Origin of the sequence: Janthinobacterium sp. PSRC1-1 (genome assembly GCF_049897525.1) — a bacterium.
GTDB lineage: Bacteria > Pseudomonadota > Gammaproteobacteria > Burkholderiales > Burkholderiaceae_D > Janthinobacterium > Janthinobacterium tructae.
The window spans coordinates 50,612-76,799 of record NZ_JAFCWK010000004.1; the positions used below are offsets into that span (position 1 = coordinate 50,612).

Here is a 26,188-nt window from a genome sequence, read left to right on the forward strand (position 1 = left end):
GAACAGACATGGGGACACGGGCCCAATTACTGGTCGATGCGCAGAATTTTCTCGGCGAGGGCGTGCGCTGGTGCGAACGCAGCGGCCGCGTTTTCTGGACGAATATCGAAGGCTGCCAGCTGCATGCGCTGGTGCTGGCCACGGGCGAGCGCCAGAGCTGGGCCATGCCCGAGCGCCTGGCCTGCTTTGCGCTGACGCACAGCGACGAGGTGCTGCTGCTGGGACTGGCCTCCGGACTGGCCTGGTTTGACGCGCGCAGCGGGGCCGTCACGCCCTTGCACACGGTGGAGGCGGACCTGCCCATGACGCGCCTGAACGATGGCCGCTGCGACCGCCAGGGACGCTTTGTCTTCGGCACGCTCGACGAGCGCCCGTGCCGCGATGCCATCGGCAGCTTTTACCGCCTCAACCTGGACTTGACGCTGGAGCGCCTGCCGCTGCCGCCGATCGCCATCTCGAACAGCATCTGCTTCAGCATCGATGGCGCGGCCATGTATTTTTGCGATTCGATGCAGAAGGCGATCTACCGCTGGGACGATTACCTGGGGGGCGACGCCAGCCGGGTGCGCGTGTTTGCCGTGCTCGATCCCGGCCCCGGCGCGGCCGACGGCGCCACCATCGATGCGGACGACCACTTGTGGAGCGCGCAATGGGGCGCGGGACGCGTATTGCGCTTCGCGCCGGATGGCAGCGTCGAGCGCGCGATCACCTTGCCCGTCTCGCAGCCCAGCTGCGTGAGCCTGGGCGGGCCGCACTACGACGAATTGTTCGTCACCACCGCGCAGGAGAGTTTGACGCCGGCCCAGCTGGCGGGCGAACCGCTGGCCGGGGGATTGTTTCATGCGCGCCAGGTGGACGTGCGCGGTTTGCCGGAAGTGCGCTTTGGCGCCCTGCCGGCCTGACAGGAGAGATAGCAGATGCAAAAACATACGGTTTTCGAGGGCATTATCGAGCGGGGCATGGTCGGCATCGTGCGCGCCCCTTCGGCGCAGGCGGCCGTGCAGATCGCCGAGGCGTGCATCGCCGGCGGCATCACGGCGCTGGAAGTGGCCTTCACCACGCCCGATACCCTGGGCGTGCTGCGCACCCTGCGCGAGCGCCATGGAGATGACGTGCTGCTGGGCGCGGGCACGGTGCTCGATACGGAGACGGCGCGCGCCGCCATCCTGGCCGGCGCGCAGTTCATCATCTCGCCCGGCGTCAACGTGGAAACCATCGCGCTGTGCCAGCGCTACCAGGTGCTGGCCATGCCGGGCGCGATGACGCCGACGGAAATCGTCACGGCCCTGCAGGCGGGCGCCGACATCGTCAAGGTCTTCCCCGCCGAGATGTTCGGCCCCGCCTACATCAAGGCCCTGCGCGCACCCTTGCCGCAGGCACCGTTGATGCCGACGGGTGGCGTGACGGTGGAGAACCTGCATGCATGGTTTGCCAGCGGCGCCGTGGCCGTGGGTATCGGCAGCAGCCTCAGTGGTCCGGGCGCCACGGGAGATTACGCGGCCGTGACGGCGCGCGCACAGGCTTTTGTCGCGCAGATGGCGGCCGTGCGCAACACTAGCTCTTCAGCCTAGCTCCCACGGTGGAGTAATTCTGCTACGCTAAGGGGGCAATGTCGCCCGCCTCATAGACCAGAATATGTCCAACATCGCCCGCATCCTGCAAGACAGCCGCATCATCGCCATCGTCGGCATGTCCGACAAGCCCGAACGCGCCAGCCATGAAGTGGCAGATTACCTGCTGCGGCAGGGCTACCGCGTGTTGCCCGTCAATCCGGCCCTCGCCGGCAAGGAAGTGCTGGGCCAGCGCGCCTATGCCACCCTGGTGGAGGCTGCGGCGGCCGTGGCGCCGGCGCGCATCGACATCGTCGATTGCTTCCGCAAGTCCGGGGATATCGTGCCCATCGCCGAGGAAGCCATCGCCGTCAAGGCCGGCTGCCTGTGGCTGCAGCTCGACGTCGTCAATGAGCAGGCGGCGCAGCTGGCGCGGGCGGCTGGCCTGGATGTGGTGATGGACCATTGCACAAAAATCGAGCACCGCAAGCTGGAAGTGGCGGCATGAAGGCGCGCACGCAATTTCGCGCCGGTCAGGGCTTCGACCTGAATGAGGACTTCGCCGGCAAGCGCCTGCTGGGCGCCGCCACCAAGGCGGCGAACAAGAAGCTGACGGCGCTCCAGTGCAAGGCGCTGGACATCGAGGAAACCGTGGCGCTGACGGCGCAGATCGCCGAGTGCCAGAGCATGCTGTATGCGCAGCACAAGAAAAAAGTGCTGCTGGTCCTGCAGGGCATGGATACCTCGGGCAAGGATGGCACGGTCAAGGCCATCTTCAGCAATATCAATCCGATGGGCATCCGCGCCGTGGCGTTCAAGGGACCCACCGATATCGAACTGGCGCACGATTATCTGTGGCGCGTGCACCAGCACGTGCCCGTGAAGGGCGAGATCGCCATCTTCAACCGCAGCCATTACGAAGATGTGCTGATCACGCGCGTGCAGGACATGATCGACAAGGCCGAATGCCGGCGCCGCTACGCGCAGATCCGCGATTTCGAGCGCATGCTGAGCGAAACGGGCACCGTCATCCTGAAAGTCTTCCTGCATATCTCGAAGGACGAGCAGCGCGGACGGCTGCAGGAGCGGCTCGACGATCCCGATCGCCAGTGGAAGTTCGATCCCAACGATATCGCCCAGCGCAAGAAGTGGGATGGCTACCAACGCGCCTATGAAACGGCGATCCGCGAGACCGATGCCGATCACGCGCCGTGGTACGTGGTGCCATCGAACTCCAAGACCCAGCGCAACCTGGTGGTCGCCTCGCTGCTGCTGGAAACCCTGCAGGGCATGAAGCTGGAGTACCCGGCGCCGGACCCGAAACTGTCGTCGTTCAAGGTCGAGTAACTACGCGGCCGATTCGGCTGTCCGCCTGCGGAATCGGCCGCGCTGTGGCATAGTATCCCTCGTCGATAATTCAAACCAGACCGGAGATCCATATGCTGCAGTTGAAAGATCCTACCTTGTTGCGTCACCAGGCTTACGTGAATGGAGCCTGGGCGGATGCCGATGGTGGCCAGACGATTAATGTGAGCAATCCCGCCACCGGCGAGCATATCGGCACGGTGCCACTGATGGGCGCGGCCGAGACGCGCCGCGCCATCGAAGCGGCCAATGCCGCCTGGCCCGCCTGGCGCAAGAAGACGGCCAAGGAACGCGCGGCCGTGCTGCGCCGCTGGCATGACCTGATCCTGGAAAACGCCGACGACCTGGCGCTGATCATGACCACCGAGCAGGGCAAGCCCTTGCCGGAAGCGAAAGGCGAAGTGCAGTTCGGCGCCTCGTTCATCGAGTGGTTTGCCGAGGAAGGCAAGCGCGTTGCGGGCGACACCCTGCAGTCGCCATGGCCGGACCGCCGCCTGGTCATCACCAAGGAGCCGATCGGCGTATGCGCCGCCATCACGCCGTGGAATTTCCCCGCCGCCATGATCACCCGCAAAGTCGGCCCGGCCCTGGCCGCCGGCTGCCCGATGGTGTTGAAACCGGCCGAAGCAACGCCGTTTTCCGCGCTGGCGCTGGCCGTGCTGGCCGAGCGCGCGGGCGTGCCTGCGGGCGTGTTCAGCATCGTCACGGGCGCGCCGAAAGACATCGGCGGCGAAATGACCTCGAACCCCATCGTGCGCAAGCTGACGTTTACGGGTTCGACCCAGGTGGGCCGCCTGCTGGCCGAACAGTGCGCGCCGACGATCAAGAAGCTGTCGCTGGAACTGGGCGGCAATGCGCCGTTCATCGTCTTCGACGACGCCGACCTGGACGCCGCCGTGGAAGGCGCCATCGCCTCGAAATACCGCAACGCGGGCCAGACTTGCGTCTGCGCCAACCGCCTGTACGTGCAGGACAGCGTGTACGACGCGTTTGCCGAGAAGCTGGTGGCCGCCGTGGCCAAGCTGAAGGTGGGCAATGGCATCGAGGCGGGCGTGACGCAAGGCCCGCTGATCGACGCCAAGGCCGTCGCCAAGGTGGAAGAGCACGTGGCCGATGCCCTGGCCAAGGGCGGTCGCCTGCTGGCCGGCGGCAAGCGCCATGCGCTGGGCAATGGCTTCTTCGAGCCGACCATCATCGCCGACGTGACGAATGACATGCGCGTGGCCACCGAGGAAACCTTCGGCCCGCTGGCGCCGCTGTTCCGTTTCAAGACCGACGATGAAGTCATCGCCCTGGCGAACAACACGGAATTCGGCCTGGCCGCCTATTTCTATTCGCGCGACATCGGCCGCATCTGGCGTGTGGCCGAAGGCCTGGAAACGGGCATGGTCGGCGTCAACACGGGACTGATCTCGAACGAGATCGCGCCCTTCGGCGGCGTCAAGCAATCGGGCCTGGGCCGTGAAGGGTCGACCTACGGTATCGAGGACTACCTCGTTATCAAGTACATCTGCATGGGCGGTATCTAAGGCCGCCTAGCGTGAGCCGCGGCGCGATCTAGGATGCTTGATTAAATCTACTGCGCGGCGCGCTTTCTGGCCTGCGATGCTCGCTGTACTAAAGTACAGCTGCGCTTCTTAGCCAGAAATCGTTGCCGCTCGCTACGATTTTCTCAAGCATCCGTGACGTCTGTTATCGATGGCTGTTGCGAGCCGATCCTAACCTGTCCAGCATGCCCTTGACCGCTTCCATCTGCGTGCCGCTCTTGCGGTAAAAATCCGGATCGATCGGATTGAGGCTGGTGTAGCCCCAGAAATCCCAGCAGCCTTTCGGGTTGTACGGGTAGACGGCGCTCGGTTCGGCCTGCGGATACAGCACGATGATCTTGTTGGCGTCCGCCACCTGGTTGTAGCCGGTGCTGGTATAGAAGCGGTCACCGATCGCTTGCGTCGTTTGCAGGCAGCCGTGGAACACCACGTGCACGCGGCAGCTCTCGCTGTCGCAGGCTTTCGGGATGTAGGCGTAGCCCGTATTGTTCATGCTGGAGTAGGCGTTCTGGATGAAGCTGCGCTGGTTGAAGGCGATCAGCTTGCCCGTCAGGGTGGTCGACGAAGGCTGCAGGTCCGGGTACAGGTGCTGCAGGATGTCGCGCGCCTGCACGAAGTCGCAGTCGTTGATGAAGGGCGACGCCGTCACGTCGCAGGCCTTGTCCTGGTTGTTGTCGGTGATGATGGCATGGCCCGCGCCGACCGTGTCGACGAAGCGGATCTGCTCGGCCGGCGTGCCCGCCAGTTGATAGAATTTTCCCACCTGTTCCACCACCGGCCGCGTCACGGTCTGGTCTTTCGTTCCGCTGAACAGATATACGCGCTGGCGTTTCAGGTTGGCCGTGTCGTCGATGAGGCGGGCGCGTGCAAAATCGTTCGCCGCGCGCAGCAATTCGCTGGCGACGGGCGGCGCGACCTGCGCGCTGCCCGGATTCATGCAGGTGGTCAGGGCATTCGTCAGGTAGGGAATGTAGGGGAAGCGGCCCGGCTGGCCCGAGCAGAAATACGGGCCGCCGGCGATGATGCCGGCGCCGGCCACCGTGGCCGAATAGGCGACGGCAAATTGCGCCGCCATGAAGCCGCCCGAGGACAGGCCCGACACGGTGGTCTGGCTCAGGTCAGCCTGGTAGCCGGGCAGCGCGGCGGCATCCTTGCTCGCGACGGGCTTGGCGGCTTTGACGGCTTTGGCCGTCGTGGCGGCATGCGCGCCGCCAGGCGCCAGGGTGACGAGGCTGGCGGCCAGCAGGGCGGTGGTTAGTGTGGTCAGGTGCGCGGTCAGGTGCGGGAAGGACATGGTGACTCCACAAGGCAAGGGCAGGAAGGCCGAGCATAGGTAAAAAAACTGTGCGCTGGGCAAGTACTGCACCGTTCTTGATGCCGGTCAAGCAATCGCTGTTGTTGTCGCCCGCATGCGCGTGCGCGGCGTTTGACATAGAATGGTTTTTTTCCGTTCAACCATGGTGCCCCTCATGTCCAAGACCCTTGCCCAGCTGTTTGCGCTCACCACCCTTGCCGCCGGCGCCAGCCTGGCCATGCCGGCCCATGCCGCCGAGACTGCCGCCGCGGCGCCAGCGGCCTGTCCCGCCATCCTCAAGCAGACCTTCAACCGCCTGCAGGATGAAGCGCCGCAAAACCTGTGCCAGTACGCGGGCAAGGTGGTGTTGGTGGTCAATACGGCCAGTTATTGTGGTTTTACCAATCAGTATGAAGGGCTCGAAGCGCTGTACGCCAAGTACGGCAGCAAGGGCCTGGTGGTACTGGGCTTTCCGTCGAACGATTTCGGCAAGCAGGAGCCGGGCAACAGCAAGGAAATCGCCGATTTCTGCTACAACACCTATGGTGTGAAGTTCCCCATGTTCGCCAAATCGGCGGTTTCCGGCCCCGCGCCCAATCCGTTGTACGTGGACCTGATCAAGCAGACGGGCAAGACGCCGGCCTGGAATTTCCATAAATACCTGATCGACCGCCACGGTAAAGTGGTGGAAAGCTTCCCCAGCAAGGTGACGCCGGACGACAAGAAACTCGTTGGCGCGGTGGAAAAAGCACTGGCGCTGTAAGTTGCCGGCATCCAGGCAGGCTTGAACGCCTGCTTTTTTTAATGCCGTGCTTGTCGTCTTGCCATCATTGTCCTAAGCTGGTTGTTCGCGTTTGTCACAACCAAGGAGAACATCATGGCGTATGTCGATGGATTTGTGGTGCCCGTACCGAAAGCCAAGCTCGATACTTACCTGGCCATGTCGCGCACCTGCGGCGCGATCTGGCGCGAATATGGCGCGCTGGAATTTCGCGAATGCGTGGGCGACGATGTCAAGCCAGGCAAGCTGACCTCGTTCCCGCAGGCGGTGGACTTGCAGGATGGCGAAGTGGTGGTGTTTTCCTGGATCGTGTTCGAATCGCGTGCGAAACGCGATGAAATCAACGACAAGGTCATGCAAGACCCGCGCCTGGCCGAGATGATGGACCCGGCCAAGCTGCCGTTCGATGGCAAGCGGATGATCTATGGCGGCTACGAGATGCAAGTAGATATCAAATAACCAGCTTGGCCAGCATCGCCCCGCGCAGCGCATTGCACACGACGATCGCCTCGGCCTGCGCCAGCATGGCGCGCGTGATGATGGTTTCCTGCGCGTTCCAGGCGGGGTCGGCCAGCATGGCCGCGCGCTGCACGCCGGGCAACAGGCCGCAGGACAGGGGCGGCGTGTGCCAGCGGCCATCGAGCTGGACGAAGACATTGCTGCGTCCACCCTCCGTCAGCTCGCCCCGTTCGTTAAAGAACAGCATGTCGAAGCCGCCTTGCGCCTCGGCCGCGCGCCAGGCCGCGTCGTAGCGCGCGCGCACGCTGCTCTTGTGGCGCAGGAACAGGTCGTCCGCTGTGGTGGCGTCGGGCGCCAGCAGGACTGTTACGCTGTCCGGCAAGGCGCTGAGCGCACCGCTTTGCGTCGTGAACCGGCCATCCTGGCGCAGCGCCAGGCGCAGGCGGAAGGGCGCATCGTCGGGCAGTGCCGCGCAGGCCGCCTGTAGCGCGGCGCGCGCGGCACTGTCACTCCAGGCAAAACCGAAGTAGGCGCAGGAGGCGGCCAGGCGCGCCAGGTGCCGTTCCTGCTGGCGGCAGCCATCGGCGCGGCTGGCGTGCAGGGTTTCGAACAGTTCAAAGTCGTTCGTCAGGCCCGTGAGGAAGCGGGCCTTGAGCTGGCATTCCGCAAATTCATCGTGCGGGTCGCTGTCGAGCACGATGCCGGCGCCCACGCCCATTTCGCCGCGCCGCATGCCGCCAGGGCCAGCCGCTTGCAGGGCCAGGGTGCGGATCGGCACGGACATGCAGAAGTCGCCCACCGCGTGAGCGGCGCCGGCGGCTGGTGGATCGAACCAGCCGATGGCGCCCGTGTAGATGCCGCGCGGCGCTTCTTCCAGTTCGGCGATGATTTCCATGGTGCGCCGTTTCGGCGCGCCCGTGATCGAGCCGCACGGGTACAAGGCCTGGAAGATGTCGGCCAGGCTGGCGTCGTCGCGCAGGCGCGCCTGCACGGTGGAGGTCATTTGCAGCACGCTGCTGTAGCGCGTCACCTGGAACAGGGCCGGCACCTTGACGGAGCCCGTGGCGGCGATGCGGCCGATGTCGTTGCGCAGCAGGTCGACGATCATCAGGTTTTCCGCGCGGTTTTTCGGATCATGGGACAGGGCGGCGGCGCGGCGCGCGTTTTCTTCCGCCTGTTCGGCAGGAGCGGCCGGCGCCGTGCCTTTCATCGGGCGCGCCGTCAGCTCTCCTTGCGCATGGCGCACGAACAGCTCCGGCGACAGCGACAGCAGGGCGCCGCCATCGGGCAGCATCAGCAGCGCGCCATACGGCACGGGCTGGCGCGCGCGCAGCCGCGCATACAGGGCCAGGGGCGAACCGAAGGCGTCGAAGCGCAAACGATAGGTGTAGTTGACCTGGTAGGTGTCGCCGGCCACGATGTAGTCGTGGATGCGCTGCAGCGCGCGCGTGAATTCGGCTTGATCCACATTTGCGTGGATAGCGGCCACGCCGGCCGGCGCGGCATCCACGCGTGCGTCCAGCCACTGCTGCACCTCGTCTTGCGACAGCTGCGTGCAATGCTCAAAGACGAGCACTTGCGCCAGTGGTGGCGCGCCGGGGCCGGCCGCGCGCGGCGGCATGGCCAGCAAGTGCGCGCCCAACTCGTAGCTGCACACGCTGACGGCGTACTGGCCGCGTTCCAAGGCCCCTTGCAGCCCTTCGAGCAGGACTGGCCACTGCTCCCCCTCGGTGCACCGCAAGACCGCCACCAGGCCCGTGTACAGGCGCGAACCGGCGCCGGGTGTGCTGGCGTCGTCGAGCAGGGCGAAACAGTCGGTATGCATGGGGACAGCCGCGGTGGTGACTTACCCCAGCAGCATGGCGATTTGCAGCGCCGCGTCCTGGGATGGATTGATCTTGAAGCCGCTCTTGGCGTAGCGGTGCCAGCGTCCGATGACGAAGCTGACGATCAGGGTGGCGCGCGCCGCCACTTCGCTTTCCTTGCCATGGCCTTCGGCGGCGGCTACGCGCAAGGCCTGCTTGAGCGCCAGTTCCACGCGGTCGTAGAACTGGTTCATGCGCGCTTGCAGGCGCTCGTCCTCATTGACCAGCGCATCGCCGATCAGCACGCGCGTCATGCCCGGATTGCTGATGGCGAAATTGAGCAGCATGCCGACGATGTCGCGCGTCTGCGTCATGCCGTCGCTGTGCTTTTCCGCGATCTGGTTGATCAGGCCGAAAACGCTAGCCTCGATGAATTCGATCAGTCCTTCGAACATTTGCGCCTTGCTGGCGAAATGGCGGTACAGGGCCGCTTCCGACACGGCCAGTCTGGCCGCCAGTGCGGCAGTGGTGATCTTTTCGCCTTTCGGCTGCTCCAGCATTGCGGCGAGGGCCTGAAGAATTTGTAGCCTGCGTTGGCCCGGCGGTGTGCTTGCCATATTTTCTCTTGTCGTTAAAAAAAAGCTGTCTTGATGGGGCGTTCCGTCACCGCCGCTAGCGGTGCGGCTTCCGGCGTCAACCGCAAGCCCAGGAGTCCCCTTCAGCGCAGACGGTGAAGGCGGCGTGCCAAATGCCGGACAGATTTTACTTTGACATCGACGTAAGCGGGGCGATTTAACGCTCTGGGCAGCTTTGCCACGCCGATCGGATCGGCCATTTTCAGGTATTGCGTGACCCAGGCCGTGCGCAAGCCCAGTCTTTTTGCGCCCTTCAGGTTGGCCAGGGTGTCTTCCACCAGGATGCAGCGGCCAGGGCGGATCTGGTGCTTGCGCATCAGTTTGCGCAGCATCAGGGTCGATGGCTTGGGCCGCAGCTGGCGGTGCACATGCATCGCCTCGATGGCGATATGCTGCGCAAAGTGCCGCTGCAGGCCCAGATGGCGCATCACGTCGCTCGAGTAGCGCAGCGGCGCGTTGGTGAGTAAAATTTTACGGCCAGGCAGGCGTTTGAGTAAAGCCCCCAGCCCCCGCTCGGCGCGTATCATGGCGCGCAAATCGTCGAACGCGTGCGTCTCGTGGAGGAAGTGCGCTGCCTGCACCTGATGATGCTTGACCATGCCCAGCAAGGTGGCGCCGTAGCGGCGCCAGTAGGCCGCGCGCGCCGCATTGACGATGGCGTCGTCGGCCGGTGTCACGCCGTCGCCCAGTACGCGGGCAATATACGTGTTCATATTGGCCGTGATGGTGGGAAAGATGGCGTGCGAGGCATTGTGCAGCGTGTTGTCGAGGTCAAACAGCCAGACCGGCGACGAGCGGTTAAGATGGGACACAGGCACAGGAGTCTTTAGGCAAGATGATAAGCAAGATGAAAAATTCAACAATCAGGAAAACCATGCGACGCCAGATTATAGTGATGTTTTGCGGATTATTCTTGCTGCCGTTGCCGGCGGCCTTTGCCGAAGTGCCGCCGGTGGCGCAAAACCGGGGCGCCCTGTTCAGGGTGCAGGACGCGGGCCACACCCTGTATTTGTTCGGCACCATCCACGTCGGCGCCCCCGATTTTTATCCGCTTGAGCCGACGGTGACGCAGGCATTGGCAGGCGCCGGGGCGCTGGCGCTGGAGATCGATCCCGGCGCCGACCCGCGCGCCGCCCTGGGCGCCGTGCTGAAATACGGCATGGAGGCGCCGGGCAGCCAAGTGCCGGCCGACTGCCGCCAGACGCTGGCGCCGCGTCTGGCGCCGTTGTTGCAAAAATACGGTATAGCGCCCGAAGCGGTGGCGCCGATGAAACCGTGGATGCTGGCCAGCATGCTGGCCATCGGCGAGTTTTCCACGCTCGGCTACCGCTCCGACCTGGCGGTCGACAATTATCTGTCGCAGCAAGCCAGGGCGCGCAAGATCCCCGTGCTGGAACTCGAGTCGATGGAAGGCCAGCTGGCGCTGTTTGGCGCGATGACGCCGGCCGACCAATGCCGCTTCCTGGAAGACGGCGTGGCGTCGATCGAAGACCAGGAGCAAAGCCAGGAAGCGCGCGAGATCGCCAACGCCTGGCGCACGGCCGACGCGGCCGCCTTCGACAAGCTGGCCGCCAAAGCGGCAACAGACCCCTCGTTCGCCGCGCAGTTCGTGCAAAAGGTGTTGTTAGATGGCCGCAACCCGGCCCTGGCCGACGGCATCGCCAAGCTGCTGGCGCGCGAAAAGTCCAGCCTGGCCGCCATCGGCGTGCTGCATCTGGTGGGAACGAAAAGCGTGCCGGAGCTGCTGCGCAAGAAAGGTTTGAAGGTCGAGCGGGTGTATTAGCTGGCTTAGCCGCGCAACAAACGGCGGCAGAGCAGATGGAAAGTGTTCAGGGCAAGGCGCCGAGCCGAAGACAGTACGAATGGTCGGCGAGGCGAGGCAACGCAGCCATGGACATTTTTCAGATACGGGGATAAGTCGATGGTGCCCTTGACGTGGATCGAACACGTGGCCTCTCCCTTACCAAGGGAGTGCTCTACCACTGAGCTACAAGGGCATAAAAAATCGGCGCTGGGTGAATTGCGCCGAATTATTTTTTAGTGCGAACGGATCATAGTACCAAAAGCCTGCTCGGTCAACACTTCCAGCAATAATGAGTGTTCGATGCGGCCATCGATGATGTGCACCGTGTTCACGCCGGACTTGGCGGCGTCGAGCGCGGACGAGATCTTCGGCAGCATGCCGCCCGAGATCGTGCCATCGGCGAACATCTCGTCGATTTCACGCGCCGACAGGTCGGTCACCAGGTTGCCCTGCTTGTCCTGGACGCCAGCGATGTTGGTCATCATGATCAGCTTTTCCGCTTTCAGGATTTCCGCGATCTTGCCGGCGACCACGTCGGCGTTGATGTTGTAGGCCTGGCCATCCTGGCCGAAACCGATCGGCGAAATGATGGGAATGAAGGCATCGTCCTGCAGCGCCTTGACGACGGCCGGGTTGATCGCATCGATCTCGCCGACAAAGCCGATGTCGAGGAATTCGCCCGGATGTTCGCGGTCCGGCATCTGCATCTTGCGCGCGCGGATCAAGCCGCCATCCTTGCCCGTCAGGCCGACAGCCTGGCCGCCGTAATGGTTGATCAGCATGACGATATCCTGCTGCACTTCGCCGCCCAGCACCCACTCCACCACTTCCATGGTTTCTTCATCGGTGATGCGCATGCCTTGCACGAAGGTGCCTTGCTTGCCGATTTTTTTCAGCGCGTTGTCGATCTGCGGTCCGCCGCCGTGCACCACCACCGGGTTCATGCCGACCAGCTTGAGCAGGATGACGTCGCGCGCGAAGCCGTGCTTCAGGCGTTCGTCCGTCATGGCATTGCCACCGTATTTGATGACGATGGTCTTGCCATGGAAATTGCGAATGTAGGGCAGGGCCTCGGCCAGAATCTGCGCCTTGATTTGTGGCGACACCGCCGTCAAGTCGTCATTCATGTCCAGGTTCAAGTTAGCTAGTTGATTCATGGCGAGTCCGGAAAATAGATTTGTGCGATTTTACAGGGAAGAAGAAAATCCTGGAGGCATTATAGGGCGATCTTGTTGTATTTTCCCTGATGATCCTATAGTCTGGCCCGATATGTCCCCCAGCCAGCCCTTTTACTGCCCGTTACATCTGCGTCGCACCCCGATGCAGCATGACACACACTTGCCAATTCAAACACAGCCATGAGCGTATGCACTCTCTGTGGCGCCACCTTCCAGTGTGGCCAGACTGACCCGCAGGCCAGCGGACCCTGCTGGTGCGTGGCCCTGCCGCCGGCCGTGCCCGTGCCCGGCAGCGCCGCCGTGGGCTGCTGGTGCCCGGCCTGCCTGCAAGCGCATATCGCCACCCTGACACCCCCGGTAAAAGCCATCACGTCGGCCAATTAAACGCTTCGATATAAATTGCTTTGCAATAAACCTTGCATTCCGTAGGGGAATACGTTCAGACTTCAATTTTTAAGAATTTCTTATAGGAAAGTTATGCGCTTCAGGGATATCCGCATCGGCGTGCGCATCAATGCCGGTTATGCCATTTTGATCGTGCTGATGCTGGTCGTCATCGTCCTGGCCGGTAGCCGCATTTATGCCATCGGCGCCGAGACCGACGATATCCTGCAGCGCGACTGGGTCGCCGCCAAGGCCACCAGCAAGATCCATGGGCTGGCGCGCGAGGCGGCCACGCGCATCGGCAACTTGCCGAACCAGCACGAATTGGCACGGCGCCAGGCGAACCAGGCACGCCTGGAGGCGATCAAGCAAGGCATCGATGAACAGGTGCGCATCCTCGATGGTCTCGAGGCGCGGCCGCAAGAACGGCGCCTGCTGGAACAGATGCACCTGGCACGCGCCGACTATTATGTTTCGCTCAAGACGATCTTCGAACTGGTCGAGCGCGGCGAGGATGCTGCCGCGGAGCTGGCCATGCAGACGCAGACCTTGCCGGTGCTGGAAAAAGTGCTGCTGTATGTGGGCCAGCTCGATGACTTGCAGCAGCAACTGATACGCGACAGCGAGGCCAGGATACGCAACGATATCGATACCTCGCTGATCCTGATGGGCGGTATCGGGCTGGCAGCCCTGTTGATCGGCCTGGCCTTTGCCTGGTCGGCGCGCTCGATCACGCGTCCGCTGGGCGAGGCGGTGGCGATCGCCACGCGCGTGGCCAAAGGCGACTTCAGTTCCGTCATCGAAGTGACGTCGCGCGATGAGACGGGCGAATTGCTGCAGGCGCTGAAAAACATGAGTACCAACCTGGCCGTCGAGCAGGATCTGCGCCATGCCGTCGAAGTGGCCGAGGATGCGACCAAGATGAAGTCGGACTTCCTGGCCAATATGTCGCATGAAATTCGCACGCCGATGAACGGCATCATCGGCATGACCCACCTGGCGCTGCAGACGGAACTCACCTCGACCCAGCGCAACTACCTGGAAAAGGTGGAATCGGCCTCGAAGAACCTGCTGGCCATCATCGACGACATCCTCGATTTCTCGAAGATCGAGGCGGGCAAGATGGCCTTTGAAAAAGTCGATTTTTTCCTCGAGGACGTGCTGGCGCAGATCGCCGACCTGTCCGTGATGCGCGCGCAGGACAAGGGGCTCGAACTGCTGTTCGACATCGCCCCCGACGTGCCGAACGCATTGCAGGGCGATCCGCTGCGCCTGGGCCAGGTGCTGATCAACCTGACCAACAATGCCATCAAATTTACGGACAAGGGCGAGATCGTCGTCAGCATCCGCTTGCAGCAGCTGGAAGAACATGCGGCGGTGCTGCGTGTCGACGTGCGCGACACGGGCATCGGCCTGACGCCGCCCCAGCGCAGCAAATTGTTCCAGGCATTTACCCAGGCCGACACCTCCACCACGCGCCACCATGGCGGCACCGGCCTGGGGCTGACCATCAGCAAGCGCCTGGTGGAAATGATGGAAGGCGAAATTGACCTAGTCAGCGAAGCGGGCGTGGGCAGCACCTTTTTCTTCACGGCCCGCTTCGGCCTGGCCGCCGTGCCGCGCGACAGCCTGCCGGTGCCGCCGCAGTTCCAGGGCCTGCGCGTGCTGGTGGTCGATGATAACCCCAGCGCGCGTGAAATTTTCGTCAGCATGCTGACGGCGCTCGGTTTCGATGCGCGTGCCGTGTTTGGCGGCGTGCTGGCCATCGGCGCCGTGGCGCAGGCGCGCACCGAGGGGCGCCCTTACGGGCTGGTGCTGATGGACTGGAAAATGCCGGGCATGAACGGCCTCGATACGCTGGCCGGCATCCGTGCCGATGCCGCCGGCATCGATGCGGCGCCGGCCTGTATCATGGTCACGGCCTTCCATCGCGAAGCACTGCTGGAGGCGGCGCGCCAGCGCGAATTGCCGCTCGATGGCGTATTGAACAAGCCGGTCAGCGCCTCGACCCTGCTCGACCAGATATCGTTCGTGTTTGGCGGCGTGACAGGGCAGAGTCGCAAGACGCAGCGCCAGAGCAGCTACCGCGACGACGAACGCGCCCTGCGCGGCGCCTGGCTGCTGCTGGTGGAGGACAATGAGGTGAACCAGGAAGTGGCGCAGCATATTCTCAACGACGCCGGCATTCGTGTCGACATCGCGAGCAATGGCGCCATCGCGCTGGCGAAGATCGAGGAAAACGCCTATGACGGCGTGCTGATGGATTGCCAGATGCCGGTGATGGATGGCTACCAGGCCACGCGCAAGCTGCGCCAGGATCCCCGTTATTCGGATTTGCCCGTGATCGCCATGACGGCCAATGCCATGGTCGGCGACAAGGAAAAATGCCTGGACGCCGGCATGAACGATTTCATCGCCAAGCCGATCGACGTGGCGCAGCTGTTCGGTACCCTGGCGCGCTGGATCGCGCCGGCTGCGCCGCAGGAAATGACGGTGCTGGTGGCGCAGCCGGAAGCGGAGCTGCCCGTGGTCGCCGGCCTGAAAATGGCGGAGGCCATGCGGCGCGTGGGCGGCAATGCCACGTTGATGCGAAAATTGCTGGATCGTTTTGTGGAAACCCAGTTCGATGCCATGCAGCGCATCGTCGCCGCCATCGAGAACAACCAGCTCGAGACGGCGATCCGCGAAGCGCATACCCTGAAGGGCCTGGCCGGCAATATCGGCGCCGGTGGCCTGGCCGACAGCGCGGCGCGGGTCGAGCATTTGCTCAGCCTGGGATCGCATGACGGCTTGCCGCAGGCGCTGGCGGCCTGCACCCTGGCGCTCGACGAACTGGTGCCGAAGATCGTGCTGGCCATGCAGTCGCGCAGCAATGTGCCCGAGCCAGGCAACACCGTGGTGGCAGCGGTGGACCGGGCACAGCTGGAGGCGGGCTTGCGCGAACTGTCGCAACTGCTGCAGCAGGACGATGCGCAGGCCGTCAAGCATCTCGACGGCATCGGTCCCGTGCTGGTCGCGGCCGGGCAGGCGGAACACGCGCGCCAGTTGAAGCGCATGCTGGGACAATACGATTTCGAAGGTGCGCTGGCGCAGCTGGGCGAGGTGGCCGATGCGCTGGAGCTGACACTGTGACAAGGATAACTATGCAGAGCGAAGGACGGGCATGAGAGCGTCAGCAAGCAAGCCAACCATCCTGGTAGTGGACGACACGCCAGACAATATCGACCTGTTGCGCGCAGTGCTGGAAGACGATTACCGCACCAAGATCGCCGTCAATGGCGAGCGCGCCCTGAAAATCGCCGCCGGCGGCGACCAGCCCGATCTGATCCTGCTCGACATCATGATGCCGGGCATGAGTGGCTACGATGTGTGCCGCGCGCTGAAGGCCGATCCCGCCACGGCCGGCATCCCCGTGATTTTTGTCACCGCCATGAGCGAAGTGGCCGACGAGCAGCTGGGCCTGGCCCTGGGCGCCGTCGACTACATCACCAAGCCGATTTCGGCGCCCATCGTGCTGGCCCGTATCAAGACGCAGCTGGCGATGAAGCAGATGCAGGATTTTTTGCGCGACCAGAATCATTACCTGGAAACGGAAGTGGAGCGCCGGGTGCAGGAAGTGGCGGCGCTGCAGGACGTCACGATACACGCCATGGCGTCGCTGGCCGAGACGCGCGACAGCGAGACGGGCAACCATATCCGCCGCACCTCGCACTACCTGAAGGCGCTGGCCGAGAAAGTGCGCGGCCTGCCGCGTTTCCGCGATTTTTTGACGGACAAGAATATCGAACTGCTGTTCAAGACGGCGCCGCTGCACGATATCGGCAAGGTGGGTATCCCCGACCATATTTTGCTCAAGCCGGGGCGTTTCGAGCCGCACGAAATGGCCATCATGAAGACGCACACCACCCTGGGACGCGACGCCATCCTGGCGGCCGAACACGAGCTGGGCATCGAGGTCGATTTCCTCAAGTACGCGAAAGAGATCGCCTACAGCCACCATGAAAAATGGGATGGCAGCGGTTACCCGCAAGGCCTCGCTGGCGAAGCCATCCCGATTTCGGCGCGCCTGATGGCGCTGGCCGACGTGTATGACGCCCTGATCAGCCGACGCATCTACAAGCAGGGCATGGAGCATGCACAGGCCGTGCAGATCATCGTCGAGGGGCGCGGTTCGCACTTTGACGCCGAGATCGTCGACGCCTTCCTGCAGATCCAGGACCAGTTCATCGCCATCTCCAGCCGCTATGCCGATGGCGTGTGCGAGATCGCCGAGAAGCAGCGGCAGATCGCGCCCTACACCGAAAATATCAGCTGAAGGATTAGCTGACGGTCTTGAAGAAGCGCAGCTGCTTTTTGCGACCGGCGGCTGGCGTCCGGGCCTTTGCCGTCGGCCGCATGACTGCCGCTGTCGCTGCCGCCTGACCAGGCATGGCCGGCGCCGTGCATGCCACGTCCAGATCAGTGCTTAGCTGACGGTCTTGAAGAAGCGCAGCATCTCCCGGCTGGCGTCCGGCCCTTTGCCATCCGTATAGCTGCCGCTGCCGCTGCCGCCGGACCAGGCATGGCCGGCGCCGTGGATGACCCAGTGTTCGCCCAGCGGCGAGCCGTCGGCCTGGCTGTGCGTGGTGCGCGTGTAGCGGTGGCCATTTGGCACGCTGCCGTCGATGGAAGCGGCCCTGGCCGCCTGGCCGCCCGCCTGGCTGCGCACGCCCTGGGCGATCAGTTCATCGCCATTGCGCGGGTTGACGGTGGTGTCGCGGTCGCCATGGAAAACGATGATGGGCACGCCGCCGGCCGGCGCCTGGCGCTGGCCATTGGGCATGGCGCCGCCCTTCATGGCGGCCAGCGCCGACGGCAAGTCCTGCGCCGAGGCGAAGGGCAGGCCCGAATGCACGCCGACGGCGGCAAACAGGTCGGGGTACAAGGTGCCGACGATGACGGCCATGGCGCCACCGGCCGACAGGCCGGCGACGAACACTTCGCGTTCATTCACCGGGTAGTCGTCGATGACTTGCCGCGCGATGCCGGCGATCAGCGACGGTTCGCCCTGGTCGCGCTGCTGGTCGATGGCATTGAACCAGTTCCAGCAGCGCGAACTGTTGGCACCCTGCGTCTGCGCCGGATAGACGACAAAACATTCCTTTTCTTCGGCCAGCGCATTCATCTGCGTGCCGGCGGCGAAATCGTCGGGATTTTGCGTGCAGCCGTGCAGCATCACGATCAGTGGCATGGCCTGGCCGTGATAGCTGCTGGGGATATACAGTTTGTAGGAGCGCGTGCCCGCATGGTTGCGGTACACGCCGTCGATGAACTGCGCGCCAGCGGGCATCTGCGCCGGCGCGGCGGCCGGCGCGTTGAAACCGGGCGGATGAAAATTCGGCATCTCGAAGCTGGGCATGTCGAAGCTGTGCTGGCTCAGGCCGGCGGGCACGCCCAGGCGCGCCATGAAATCCTGCGCGAATTCCTGCGCCGCCTGCGCGGGCGTGGGTGTGGGCGGCACCGCGTCAGCTTGCGGCGCCTCGGTCCGGGCCTGCGCGGGCGGTGGCGCCGGTGGTGGATTAATGTCGCGCATCGGCTGCGCTGGCGGCGCTTGCGTGGCTGCCGCCGGCGGCGTCAGGCCGGCGGCAGACAGCGCCTGCTGGATCGCTTCGGTGGCGGCGGCGGGGCCGCTGCCCATCAGATTACGGGTCGCTGCGCGCATCTGCGCCAACATGTTGAGAGGTAGTTTCATGACCATCCTTAACGGTGTCGCGCATCGGCCGGGTCATCGCCGCGAACCGATACGCTAGTGAATTCGCCCTGCGAGCGCCGTCTTGACGACGGTGCTGGCGTGCAGGGCACCTAATACGAAAATCGACTCGATGGTGGCCAGTGCCAGTTCCACGGAGACGTCGCTGGCGATGCTGGCCAGTCCCAGCACCTGGATCTGCAGGCGCTGGCCGGCTGCCTGGATCGCTTCCAGGTCGGCGCGCGAATAATGCTGCATGCCCAAGACCAGGCTTTTACGGGCGACGGTTTGTTTCACCACGTCGGCGTGGATACCCAGCTGGTTGCGGATGGCCGTACGGATCAGATCCGTGCGGTTGGAATAAAATCCCTCCTGAACCAGCAAATCGATCTGCCCCAGGTCGATCAAGCCGAGGTTGATCGTGATTTTCTCGGATTCCCCAATTTTGGGCTTGTTGTCTTGCTTGGCCATATCTCTCCAAAAACTCCACGTGGCATCCAATTGCCATCTGTATGGATGGTAGTATAGTTGTGAAATATCTCAAGTCAAGCAGGATCTGGCCTGATCGTGTTGTAGGACGGGCACCCGCAGAGTGAAAATGGCGGCAAAATAAATTTCCGGAAGATGCGTTTTTGATCCTGCTTTCGCTTGGAAATGTATTCATAGAAACATTGCATGCCGAGGCCATCGCCTCGCCAGCACGGTTTCGCGGCATAATGCAAGCCTGTACAAACACCGATGCCGCTCCATGATGGTCGCTCCGCCACCTCCGCCACCTCCGCCAGCCGTTCCGCTCCCCTTGCCGTCACCGGTACCGTCGCCCTGCGTCAGCCTGTGCAAGATGAACCGTAACAGCGGCTTGTGCGAAGGCTGTTTGCGCACGCTCGACGAGATCATCGCCTGGAGCAAGGCTGACGACGACTTCAAGCGCGCCGTGTGGGCCGCATTGCCAGGACGCGAATCGCTGCTCGATTTCGAGTCCGACTACTGAGGAAATCCATGCCGCGATCGCCAGCGCTGTTGCCCGATGCCATGCAGGTGTTCGAACGCGGCTGGCTGTCGTCGAATAACATCCTGTTCCAGGGCCGGGACGACACGGTCCTGATCGACAGCGGCTATGTCACGCATGCGCCGCAAACCCTGGCCTTGCTGCGCCACAGCCTGCAAGGACGGCCGCTGGACCGGCTGTTCAATACGCACCTGCATTCCGACCATTGCGGCGGCAACGCGCTGCTGCAAGCCGCATACGGCTGCCAGACGGCCATTCCCGTGTCGGAGGCGGACAAGGTGCGAGTATGGGATGTCGATGCCCTCAGTTTCCAGGCCACGGGCCAGCAATGCCCGCGCTTCGGCTTTGACGCCACCGTCTCGCCCGGCGATACGTTGACGTTGGCCGACATGGCCTGGCAGGCGCTGGGCGCACCGGGCCACGACCCGCACTCGCTGATTTTTTACTGCGCCGACGAGGGCATCCTCATTTCCGCCGACGCCCTGTGGGAAAACGGCTTTGGCGTGATCTTCCCGGAACTCGATGGCGGCTCCGGCTTTTTGGAAGCGCGCGCCACCTTGGACCTGATCGCCAGCCTGGACGTGCGCGTGGTGATACCCGGCCACGGGCGGCCGTTCCAGGACGCCGCCGGCGCCCTGCAGCGCGCGTATTCGCGTCTCGATTACCTGGCGTCGGACCCCGTGCGCAATGCGCAAAATGCGGTGAAAGTGCTGCTGAAATTTTTGCTGCTGGAACGTCAGCGCATCGCCCTCGCCGCCATACCGGCCCTGCTGCGCGGCATGCCCATCTTCGAAGAGGCCAACCGGCGCTTCCTGCACCAGGAGGCGGCCGCGCTGGCCGAGTGGGCCGTGTCGCAGCTGGTGAGGGCTGCAGCGGCGCGTGTTGAGGGTGAGTACTTGCTTAACGAGGGCTGAAACGGTCGGGTGATAAATTCAGCACGATCGTACTTTTTCTGCACTATAATCAACGTTCAGTGTGTTCCTCATCCCGATCAACTTTCCAGCGAGTCCGCCATGGCATTGCCTGTTGCGTTGCAAAACCTCTCCTTACCCGTTATCGCCTCGCCGATGTTCATCGCCAGCGGCCCGGCCCTCGTGGCGGCGCAGTGCAAGGCCGGCATCGTCGGTTCCTTCCCGGCCCTGAACGCGCGTCCCGCCGAATTGCTCGACACGTGGCTGACGGACTTGCAGGCCGAACTGGCCGCCTTCCAGGCCGCCAATCCCGATAAAAAAGTGGGGCCGATCGCCGTCAACCAGATCGTGCACCAGTCGAACGACCGCCTGGCGCATGACGTGGAAGTGTGCGTGAAACACCGGATTCCCATCATCATTTCCTCGCTGCGCGCACCGCCCAAGGAAATGCTCGACGCCATCCACAGCTATGGCGGCATCGTGCTGCACGATGTGATCTCGATCCGCCACGCGAAAAAGGCGCTGGAGGCGGGCGTCGACGGCCTGATCCTGGTGGCCAGCGGCGCCGGCGGCCATGCGGGCACCCTGTCGCCATTCGCGCTGGTGGGCGAAGTGCGCAAATTCTTTGACGGTCCGCTGGCGCTGTCGGGCTCCATCGCCACGGGCGACGCCGTGCTGGCCGCACAGGCCATGGGCGCCGACTTTGCCTACATCGGCTCGCGCTGGCTGGCGACCAAGGAATCGAACGTCAGCGACGGTTACCGCGACGCCATCGTCGAGTCTGCCGCCTCGGACATCGTCTACACGAACCTGTTTACGGGCGTGCACGGCAATTATCTGAAAAAATCGATTGTCGCGGCCGGACTCGATCCGGAAGCCTTGCCCGAAGCGGACAAGAGTTCGATGAATTTTGGCTCCGGCAGCGCCAAGGCCTGGCGCGACATCTGGGGCGCGGGCCAGGGCGTGGGCTTGATGGATGACGTGCCGAGCGTGGAAGAGATGGTGGCGCGCCTGAAGGCCGAATATGATGCGGCGCGCGCGCGGCTGAAGCTGTAACGCTGGTGCTGCGGTGGTGGTGTCGGATTACGCTGCGCTAATCCGACCTACGTCCGACCTGCCGCGTCAACCATGGGTAGGTCGGATTAGCGCGCAGCGCGTAATCCGACAACACCACAATCACTCCTGCTTCAAATCCTCGGGCTTGATGGCCCACAGCCCTGGCAGGTTGCGCCAGTAGCCATACGCATCCATGCCGAAGCCGACGACGAAGCGGTTCGGGATCACCAGGCCGACGATGTCGGCTTGTACAGGTTTCTTCTTGCCGATGGCCTTGTCGGCAAACACGGCCAGGATCACTTCCGAGGCGCCCATGTCCAGCAAGCGCTGCTTGACGTGCGCCAGGGTTTCGCCTTCGTCGAGAATATCGTCGAGCACGATGACGGTGCGGCCCGCCACGTTCGAACGGGGGATGACTTTCCACACCACTTCGCCACCCTTGTCGTCGTCGCCGTAGCGGCTCACATGGATGTAGTCGAATTCGAGCGGGAAGCTCAGTTGCGGCAGCAGGTTGCCCGTAAACACGACGGCGCCGCCCATCACGCCCAGCACCAGCGGGAATTCCTTGGAATCCGCGGCGTTGAAGCGCGTGTTGAGCACATCGGCCATGCGCGTGATCGACGCCTGCACGGTATCTTGGTCGAACAGCAGTTCCGCGTTCTTGATCAGGTCACGGGCACGGTTGTGATGAAATTCTTGCATGGACTCTTGCATGGCGATGAATGGGGCTGATGGTCAATGCGGGTATTATCCCGCAAATCGGCCTTATTTGTAATCGCGCATGTCGTCGATGACCTTGCCATCCTGCGCCAGGCTGCCCACGGCCACCAGCACCACGTCGCCGCGCAGCTTGGTCAGTTCGCGGATCGAGCCGATGATGGCTTCCACGCCGCTGGCGTCCGTCGGATCGTCGACTTCGCAATGCAAAGCCATCTCGTCGTTGGCCATGCGCCCGGACACCACCAGCCGCGCCTTCCTGATGTGCGGATGGCGGCGCGCGATCTCGTGCACCTGCGACGGATGCACGAACATGGCGCGCACCTTGGTGGTTTGATCCGCGCGCCCCATCCAGCCTTTGATGCGCGTATTCGTGCGCCCGCACGGCGAGTCCGGCGCATTGACCAGCACGGCCGACAGGTCGCCGGTGGCAAAGCGGATCAGCGGATAGTCGGCATTGAAGACGGTGACGACGACTTCGCCCACTTCGCCCGGCGCGACGGGAATGCCGCTGCCCGGATGGACGATTTCGAGCAGGACGTTTTCGTCGACGACCATGCCCGGATTGAGCTTGCCATTGCTGGCCGTTTCATAGGCGATGCTGCCGATATCGGCCGAGGCATAGGTCTGGAACACGTGCGGCACGCCGTTCTCGGCAAACCAGCTGCGCAAGGACTCTGGCAAGGCTTCCGCGCCCATCACGGCTCGGGTGACGCTGCTGATGTCGGCGCCCATTTCGCGCGCCTTCTCGATGATCAGTTTTAGAAATGACGGCGTGCCGATATACGTGTCGGGCTTCAGGTCGGCCATCGCCTGCACCTGCATTTCCGTCTGCCCGATGCCGGCCGGGATGACGGTGCAGCCGATGCGCGCGGCGCCGCCTTCGACCATGAAGGCGGCCGGCGTGAAGTGGTACGAAAAGCAGTTCTGCAGCAAGCCGCCGGCGCGCACGCCGGCCGCATACATGGGCCGCGCGAAGCGCCACCAGTCGGGGCCGCGGCCTTCCGGATCGAAGATCGGGCCGGGCGAGACGAACACGCGCGCCAGGGCGTTTTTCGGCGTCGTGTTCAAGCCGCCGAACGGCAGCGCGCCGTGCTGCAATTGCTTGAGGTCGGACTTGCGCGTCACGGGCAGCTGCGCCAGCGCGGCGCGGCTGGTGATGTCGGCCGCGTTGACGCCATCGAGAATGCGGGCCCAGCCCGGCGCCTGTTGCGCGCGCGCGATCAGCTGCGGCAGGCCGGCCATCAATTCGCGTTCGCGCGCTTCGGGGGCGCGTGCTTCCAGACTATCGAGCGTATCGGTCATGTTGCTGATTCTCCAATGTCACGTTGCATTTTTTTCGTCAGCCCCGCAACAATCAGGCTGTATGAGCGCTGCAGCAGGGCGGCCATTTCGTCATCGTCCAGCGCGTCGGGGCTGGCGACCAGCACCCATTTGGCTCGCGCCAGGTAGGGCGCCGGGCGAAAACCGGGACGGTCCGTCAATTCCAGGAAGCGCTCCGCATCGACCTTGAAGCTGATGCCGCGCGTGCTGTGGTCTTCCGCGCCGCACAGGGCGAACAGCTTGCCACCGACGCAAAACGCCAGCACGTTCGTCCACTTGATGTCTTCTGTCGCGCCGGGAAAGCCGCGGCACACTTGCTTCGCCCGTTCCAGGTCCATGACGGCTTCTCCCGTGTCAGGCCAGCCAGCGCTTGCGGCGGCGATAGAACTTCATGTCGCGGAAGCTCTTGCGCCCGGCGCTGGAGACGCCCAGATAAAACTCTTTGACGTCTTCGTTGCTGGCCAGTTCCTGCGCTTGCCCTTCCATCACGACGCGGCCGTTTTCCAGGATGTAGCCGAAGTCGGCGTAGCGGAGCGCCACGTTGGTGTTCTGTTCGGCCAGCAGGAACGACACGTTTTCCTTGTGGTTCAGATCCTTGACGATGCCGAAGATCTCTTCGACGATCTGCGGCGCGATGCCCATCGAGGGTTCGTCCAGTAAGATCATCGACGGCTTGGCCATCAGCGCGCGGCCGATGGCGCACATCTGCTGTTCGCCGCCCGAGGTGTAGCCGGCCTGGCTGCTGCGCCGCGTTTTCAGGCGCGGAAAGTAGTGGTAGACCTTGTCCAGCGCGTCTTTCAGCTCGCCGCGCGACAGGCTGCGCGTGTAGGCACCCGTCAGCAGGTTTTCCTCGATGGTGAGATGGCCGAAACAGTGGCGCCCTTCCATCACTTGCGACAGGCCCCGCTTGACCAGCTCATTCGGCGTCAATTGATCCACGCGCTCGCCCTTGAACTGGACTTCGCCCTTGGTGACGTCGCCGCGTTCGCCGCGCAGCAGGGTCGAGATGGTTTTCAGGGTGGTCGACTTGCCGGCGCCGTTGGCGCCCAGCAGCGCCACGATCTTGCCTTGCGGCACTTGCAGCGACACGCCCTTCAGGACCAGGATCACGTGGTCGTAGATGACTTCGATATTGTTCACCGACAGGTAGGGCGGCGGCGTTTCCGGTGTTTGCGTGGCAGTGGGTGTCATGGCTGCTTCGTTTTCATGTGATGTTGGTGCTTGTCGGATTACGCTGCGCTAATCCGACCTACGTGGATGCGGCGTAGGTCGGATTAGGCCGCAGGCCGTAATCCGACACCACCCCGAGAGCCGCTTACTTCATGCACGCCGGCGTGATCTTCTTCTCTTCGGCGTACTTGCCAGACGATTCCTCGACGAGTTTACGCACCAAGGCCTTGTCGCCGACGATCCATTTCGGCGTGATGGCGATCCACTTCTTGCCATCCCACTGCTGCACCTTCACGGCGCCCGAACCTTCATGGTCGTCGCAGCTGGTCTTCACGGTGGGGAACATGCCCAGCGCGCCGACGGCCTTCTGGCGCGCGTCGTCGACGTTCAGGTTTTCCAGGCCCCAGCGCATCTGCTCGCCCGTGACAGGCTTGCCCTTGCCGAATTTTTCCTGCGCCACGCGGATCGCTTCCACCCACAGGATGCCGGCTGTCACACCACGCATGTGGTAGACGGAGCCGACGCGCGACTGGTCGGACAGGTTACCCTTGCCGGACGCGTAGAGTTTCTTGCGGATGTCGTCCAGCACGGGGTAGTTGCCCGGCGTATTGAACGTCATCGCCGTGTAGCCCTTGGCCGCATCGCCCGATGGAATCGTGTCTTCCTCGGAGCCGGCCCACCAGACGCCCAGCATTTTGTCGCGCGGGAAGCCGTTGCGCTGCGCCGTCTTGATGGCAACGGAGTTCATCACGCCCCAGCCCCACAGGATCACGTGGTCCGGCTTGGCCTGGCGGATTTGCAGCCATTGCGATTGCTGTTCGCTGCCTGGCGGCGCGACGGGAATTTTCACCAGTTCAAAGCCGTACTGTTTCGACAGCGCTTCGAGCACGGGCAGCGGCTCCTTGCCGAAGGCCGAATCGTGGTACAGGTGGACGATCTTCTTGCCTTTCAGCTTGTCCATGCCGCCATCCTTGTCGCCCAGGTATTTGATCATGGCGGCGGCCTGGCTCCAGTAGCTGGAGATCAGCGGATAGACGTAGGGGAAGACCTTGCCGTTGGCGGCGTCCGAGCGGCCGTAGCCGATCATCGTCATGGGGATCTTGTCCTGCGCCACGCGGTCCAGAATGCCGTAGGCGACGCCGGTGGAGAGGGTTTCGACCAGGGTGGCGCCGCCCTGCTTGGTTTTCAGGCGCTCATAGCATTCGACGCCGCGCGACGGGTTGTATTCGGTTTCGCATTCTTCCCAGCTGATCTTGACGCCATTGACGCCGCCGGCCTGGTTGACCAGGTTGAAGTAGTCGATGGCGCCGCCGTAGAAACCGGAGCCGCCGGCCGCGTAGGGACCCACGCGGTAGGACGGCAGGGCGATGTACTGTTCCTTGTCCTGGGCTTGGGCGCTGCCGGCCATGGTGAGTGCGGCACTGGCGATGGCGGCGGCCAGCATGAGCGATTTGATGTGTTTCATTGTGTGT

Annotated in this window: 26 protein-coding genes and 1 tRNA gene; 14 read left to right on the plus strand and 13 right to left on the minus strand. The window is 63.5% G+C overall.

Features of this window, described 5'->3' with window-relative positions; all coding sequences use genetic code 11:
* The first annotated feature begins 8 nt into the window (after nt 1-8).
* From ACP7DW_RS09525 to gabD, 5 genes are all read left to right on the plus strand, one after another.
* A complete protein-coding gene (locus ACP7DW_RS09525) occupies nt 9-902 on the plus strand; it encodes an SMP-30/gluconolactonase/LRE family protein (RefSeq protein ID WP_426055159.1) in 894 nt (297 codons plus the stop codon).
* Between the two features lie 15 nt (nt 903-917).
* A complete protein-coding gene (locus tag ACP7DW_RS09530) occupies nt 918-1,571 on the plus strand; it encodes a bifunctional 2-keto-4-hydroxyglutarate aldolase/2-keto-3-deoxy-6-phosphogluconate aldolase (protein WP_426055158.1) in 654 nt (217 codons plus the stop codon).
* 64 nt (nt 1,572-1,635) lie between these two features.
* A complete protein-coding gene (locus tag ACP7DW_RS09535; RefSeq protein ID WP_426055157.1) occupies nt 1,636-2,058 on the plus strand; it encodes a CoA-binding protein in 423 nt (140 codons plus the stop codon).
* Complete coding sequence (locus ACP7DW_RS09540) at nt 2,055-2,897, plus strand: PPK2 family polyphosphate kinase (protein WP_426055156.1); 843 nt, start codon at nt 2,055-2,057, stop codon at nt 2,895-2,897. Before ACP7DW_RS09535 ends, ACP7DW_RS09540 begins: the two co-directional genes overlap by 4 nt.
* 92 nt (nt 2,898-2,989) lie before the next feature.
* Nucleotides 2,990-4,444, plus strand: a complete 1,455-nt coding sequence (gene gabD, locus ACP7DW_RS09545) for an NADP-dependent succinate-semialdehyde dehydrogenase (protein WP_099761128.1) — start codon at nt 2,990-2,992, stop codon at nt 4,442-4,444.
* A gap of 163 nt (nt 4,445-4,607) precedes the next feature.
* Here gabD and ACP7DW_RS09550 read toward each other — a convergent pair whose 3' ends face one another.
* A complete protein-coding gene (locus ACP7DW_RS09550; RefSeq protein WP_426055155.1) occupies nt 4,608-5,756 on the minus strand; it encodes an extracellular catalytic domain type 2 short-chain-length polyhydroxyalkanoate depolymerase in 1,149 nt (382 codons plus the stop codon).
* Between the two features lie 175 nt (nt 5,757-5,931).
* Between ACP7DW_RS09550 and ACP7DW_RS09555 the strand changes: the two genes are divergently transcribed.
* Both ACP7DW_RS09555 and ACP7DW_RS09560 read left to right on the plus strand, forming a co-directional pair.
* Complete coding sequence (locus ACP7DW_RS09555; RefSeq protein ID WP_426055154.1) at nt 5,932-6,519, plus strand: glutathione peroxidase; 588 nt, start codon at nt 5,932-5,934, stop codon at nt 6,517-6,519.
* 114 nt (nt 6,520-6,633) lie between these two features.
* Nucleotides 6,634-6,996: a DUF1428 domain-containing protein gene (locus tag ACP7DW_RS09560; RefSeq protein WP_426055153.1), complete on the plus strand. Its 363-nt coding sequence runs from the start codon at nt 6,634-6,636 to the stop codon at nt 6,994-6,996.
* Here ACP7DW_RS09560 and pabB read toward each other — a convergent pair.
* The 3 genes from pabB to ACP7DW_RS09575 all read right to left on the minus strand — a co-directional run bounded on the left by pabB (nt 6,989) and on the right by ACP7DW_RS09575 (nt 10,254).
* Nucleotides 6,989-8,821 carry an aminodeoxychorismate synthase component I gene (gene pabB / locus ACP7DW_RS09565; RefSeq protein WP_426055152.1) on the minus strand — a complete coding sequence of 611 codons (1,833 nt, stop codon included), beginning with the start codon at nt 8,819-8,821 and terminating at the stop codon, nt 6,989-6,991. The genes ACP7DW_RS09560 and pabB overlap by 8 nt on opposite strands.
* Before the next feature lie 21 nt (nt 8,822-8,842).
* A complete protein-coding gene (gene slmA / locus ACP7DW_RS09570) occupies nt 8,843-9,418 on the minus strand; it encodes a nucleoid occlusion factor SlmA (RefSeq protein WP_426055151.1) in 576 nt (191 codons plus the stop codon).
* A 101-nt stretch (nt 9,419-9,519) separates the two neighbouring features.
* Nucleotides 9,520-10,254 (minus strand): pyrimidine 5'-nucleotidase, encoded by a 735-nt coding sequence (locus ACP7DW_RS09575; RefSeq protein ID WP_081344960.1) that lies wholly within the window; start codon nt 10,252-10,254, stop codon nt 9,520-9,522.
* 95 nt (nt 10,255-10,349) lie between these two features.
* Here ACP7DW_RS09575 and ACP7DW_RS09580 point away from each other — a divergent pair, with 95 nt between their 5' ends.
* Complete coding sequence (locus tag ACP7DW_RS09580) at nt 10,350-11,219, plus strand: TraB/GumN family protein (protein ID WP_426055150.1); 870 nt, start codon at nt 10,350-10,352, stop codon at nt 11,217-11,219.
* A 139-nt stretch (nt 11,220-11,358) separates the two neighbouring features.
* On the opposite strand, the gene ACP7DW_RS09585 is transcribed toward ACP7DW_RS09580, so the two are convergent.
* Nucleotides 11,359-11,433: transfer RNA gene (locus tag ACP7DW_RS09585), tRNA-Thr, on the minus strand.
* A gap of 40 nt (nt 11,434-11,473) precedes the next feature.
* Nucleotides 11,474-12,367 (minus strand): acetylglutamate kinase, encoded by an 894-nt coding sequence (argB, locus tag ACP7DW_RS09590; RefSeq protein WP_010393729.1) that lies wholly within the window; start codon nt 12,365-12,367, stop codon nt 11,474-11,476.
* 231 nt (nt 12,368-12,598) lie between these two features.
* Between argB and ACP7DW_RS09595 the strand changes: the two genes are divergently transcribed.
* From ACP7DW_RS09595 to ACP7DW_RS09605, 3 genes are all read left to right on the plus strand, one after another.
* Nucleotides 12,599-12,802: a cysteine-rich CWC family protein gene (locus ACP7DW_RS09595; protein WP_426055149.1), complete on the plus strand. Its 204-nt coding sequence runs from the start codon at nt 12,599-12,601 to the stop codon at nt 12,800-12,802.
* Between the two features lie 93 nt (nt 12,803-12,895).
* Nucleotides 12,896-15,934: a response regulator gene (locus tag ACP7DW_RS09600; protein WP_426055148.1), complete on the plus strand. Its 3,039-nt coding sequence runs from the start codon at nt 12,896-12,898 to the stop codon at nt 15,932-15,934.
* A 31-nt stretch (nt 15,935-15,965) separates the two neighbouring features.
* Nucleotides 15,966-17,117, plus strand: coding sequence for a response regulator (locus tag ACP7DW_RS09605; protein WP_426055147.1), 1,152 nt, complete (start codon nt 15,966-15,968; stop codon nt 17,115-17,117).
* A gap of 150 nt (nt 17,118-17,267) precedes the next feature.
* Here the strand turns inward: ACP7DW_RS09605 and ACP7DW_RS09610 are convergent, their stop codons facing one another.
* Both ACP7DW_RS09610 and ACP7DW_RS09615 read right to left on the minus strand, forming a co-directional pair.
* A complete protein-coding gene (locus tag ACP7DW_RS09610; protein ID WP_426055146.1) occupies nt 17,268-18,533 on the minus strand; it encodes an extracellular catalytic domain type 1 short-chain-length polyhydroxyalkanoate depolymerase in 1,266 nt (421 codons plus the stop codon).
* Between the two features lie 54 nt (nt 18,534-18,587).
* Nucleotides 18,588-19,001 (minus strand): CopG family transcriptional regulator, encoded by a 414-nt coding sequence (locus ACP7DW_RS09615; protein ID WP_426055145.1) that lies wholly within the window; start codon nt 18,999-19,001, stop codon nt 18,588-18,590.
* A gap of 370 nt (nt 19,002-19,371) precedes the next feature.
* On the opposite strand from ACP7DW_RS09615, the gene ACP7DW_RS09620 reads away from it, so the two are divergent.
* From ACP7DW_RS09620 to ACP7DW_RS09630, 3 genes are all read left to right on the plus strand, one after another.
* A complete protein-coding gene (locus ACP7DW_RS09620) occupies nt 19,372-19,521 on the plus strand; it encodes a DUF1289 domain-containing protein (protein ID WP_298403622.1) in 150 nt (49 codons plus the stop codon).
* 8 nt (nt 19,522-19,529) lie between these two features.
* Nucleotides 19,530-20,453, plus strand: a complete 924-nt coding sequence (locus ACP7DW_RS09625) for an MBL fold metallo-hydrolase (RefSeq protein ID WP_426055144.1) — start codon at nt 19,530-19,532, stop codon at nt 20,451-20,453.
* A 99-nt stretch (nt 20,454-20,552) separates the two neighbouring features.
* Complete coding sequence (locus ACP7DW_RS09630; protein WP_101483398.1) at nt 20,553-21,506, plus strand: NAD(P)H-dependent flavin oxidoreductase; 954 nt, start codon at nt 20,553-20,555, stop codon at nt 21,504-21,506.
* A gap of 120 nt (nt 21,507-21,626) precedes the next feature.
* Here ACP7DW_RS09630 and ACP7DW_RS09635 read toward each other — a convergent pair whose 3' ends face one another.
* The 5 genes from ACP7DW_RS09635 to ACP7DW_RS09655 form a co-directional block, all read right to left on the minus strand.
* Entirely contained in the window at nt 21,627-22,208 is a 582-nt protein-coding gene (locus tag ACP7DW_RS09635; protein WP_071079967.1) for a hypoxanthine-guanine phosphoribosyltransferase, read from the minus strand.
* Between the two features lie 63 nt (nt 22,209-22,271).
* Nucleotides 22,272-23,528 (minus strand): phenylacetate--CoA ligase family protein, encoded by a 1,257-nt coding sequence (locus ACP7DW_RS09640; RefSeq protein ID WP_426055143.1) that lies wholly within the window; start codon nt 23,526-23,528, stop codon nt 22,272-22,274.
* On the minus strand, nt 23,525-23,884 hold the full coding sequence (locus tag ACP7DW_RS09645) for an MmcQ/YjbR family DNA-binding protein (protein ID WP_426055142.1): 360 nt from the start codon (nt 23,882-23,884) through the stop codon (nt 23,525-23,527). Before ACP7DW_RS09645 ends, ACP7DW_RS09640 begins: the two co-directional genes overlap by 4 nt.
* A gap of 16 nt (nt 23,885-23,900) precedes the next feature.
* The gene (locus tag ACP7DW_RS09650) at nt 23,901-24,737 is read right to left on the minus strand and encodes an ABC transporter ATP-binding protein (RefSeq protein ID WP_426055141.1); all 837 of its coding nucleotides are present in this window, start codon (nt 24,735-24,737) and stop codon (nt 23,901-23,903) included.
* A gap of 124 nt (nt 24,738-24,861) precedes the next feature.
* The gene (locus ACP7DW_RS09655) at nt 24,862-26,181 is read right to left on the minus strand and encodes an ABC transporter substrate-binding protein (RefSeq protein WP_099761113.1); all 1,320 of its coding nucleotides are present in this window, start codon (nt 26,179-26,181) and stop codon (nt 24,862-24,864) included.
* Nucleotides 26,182-26,188 lie beyond the last annotated feature (7 nt).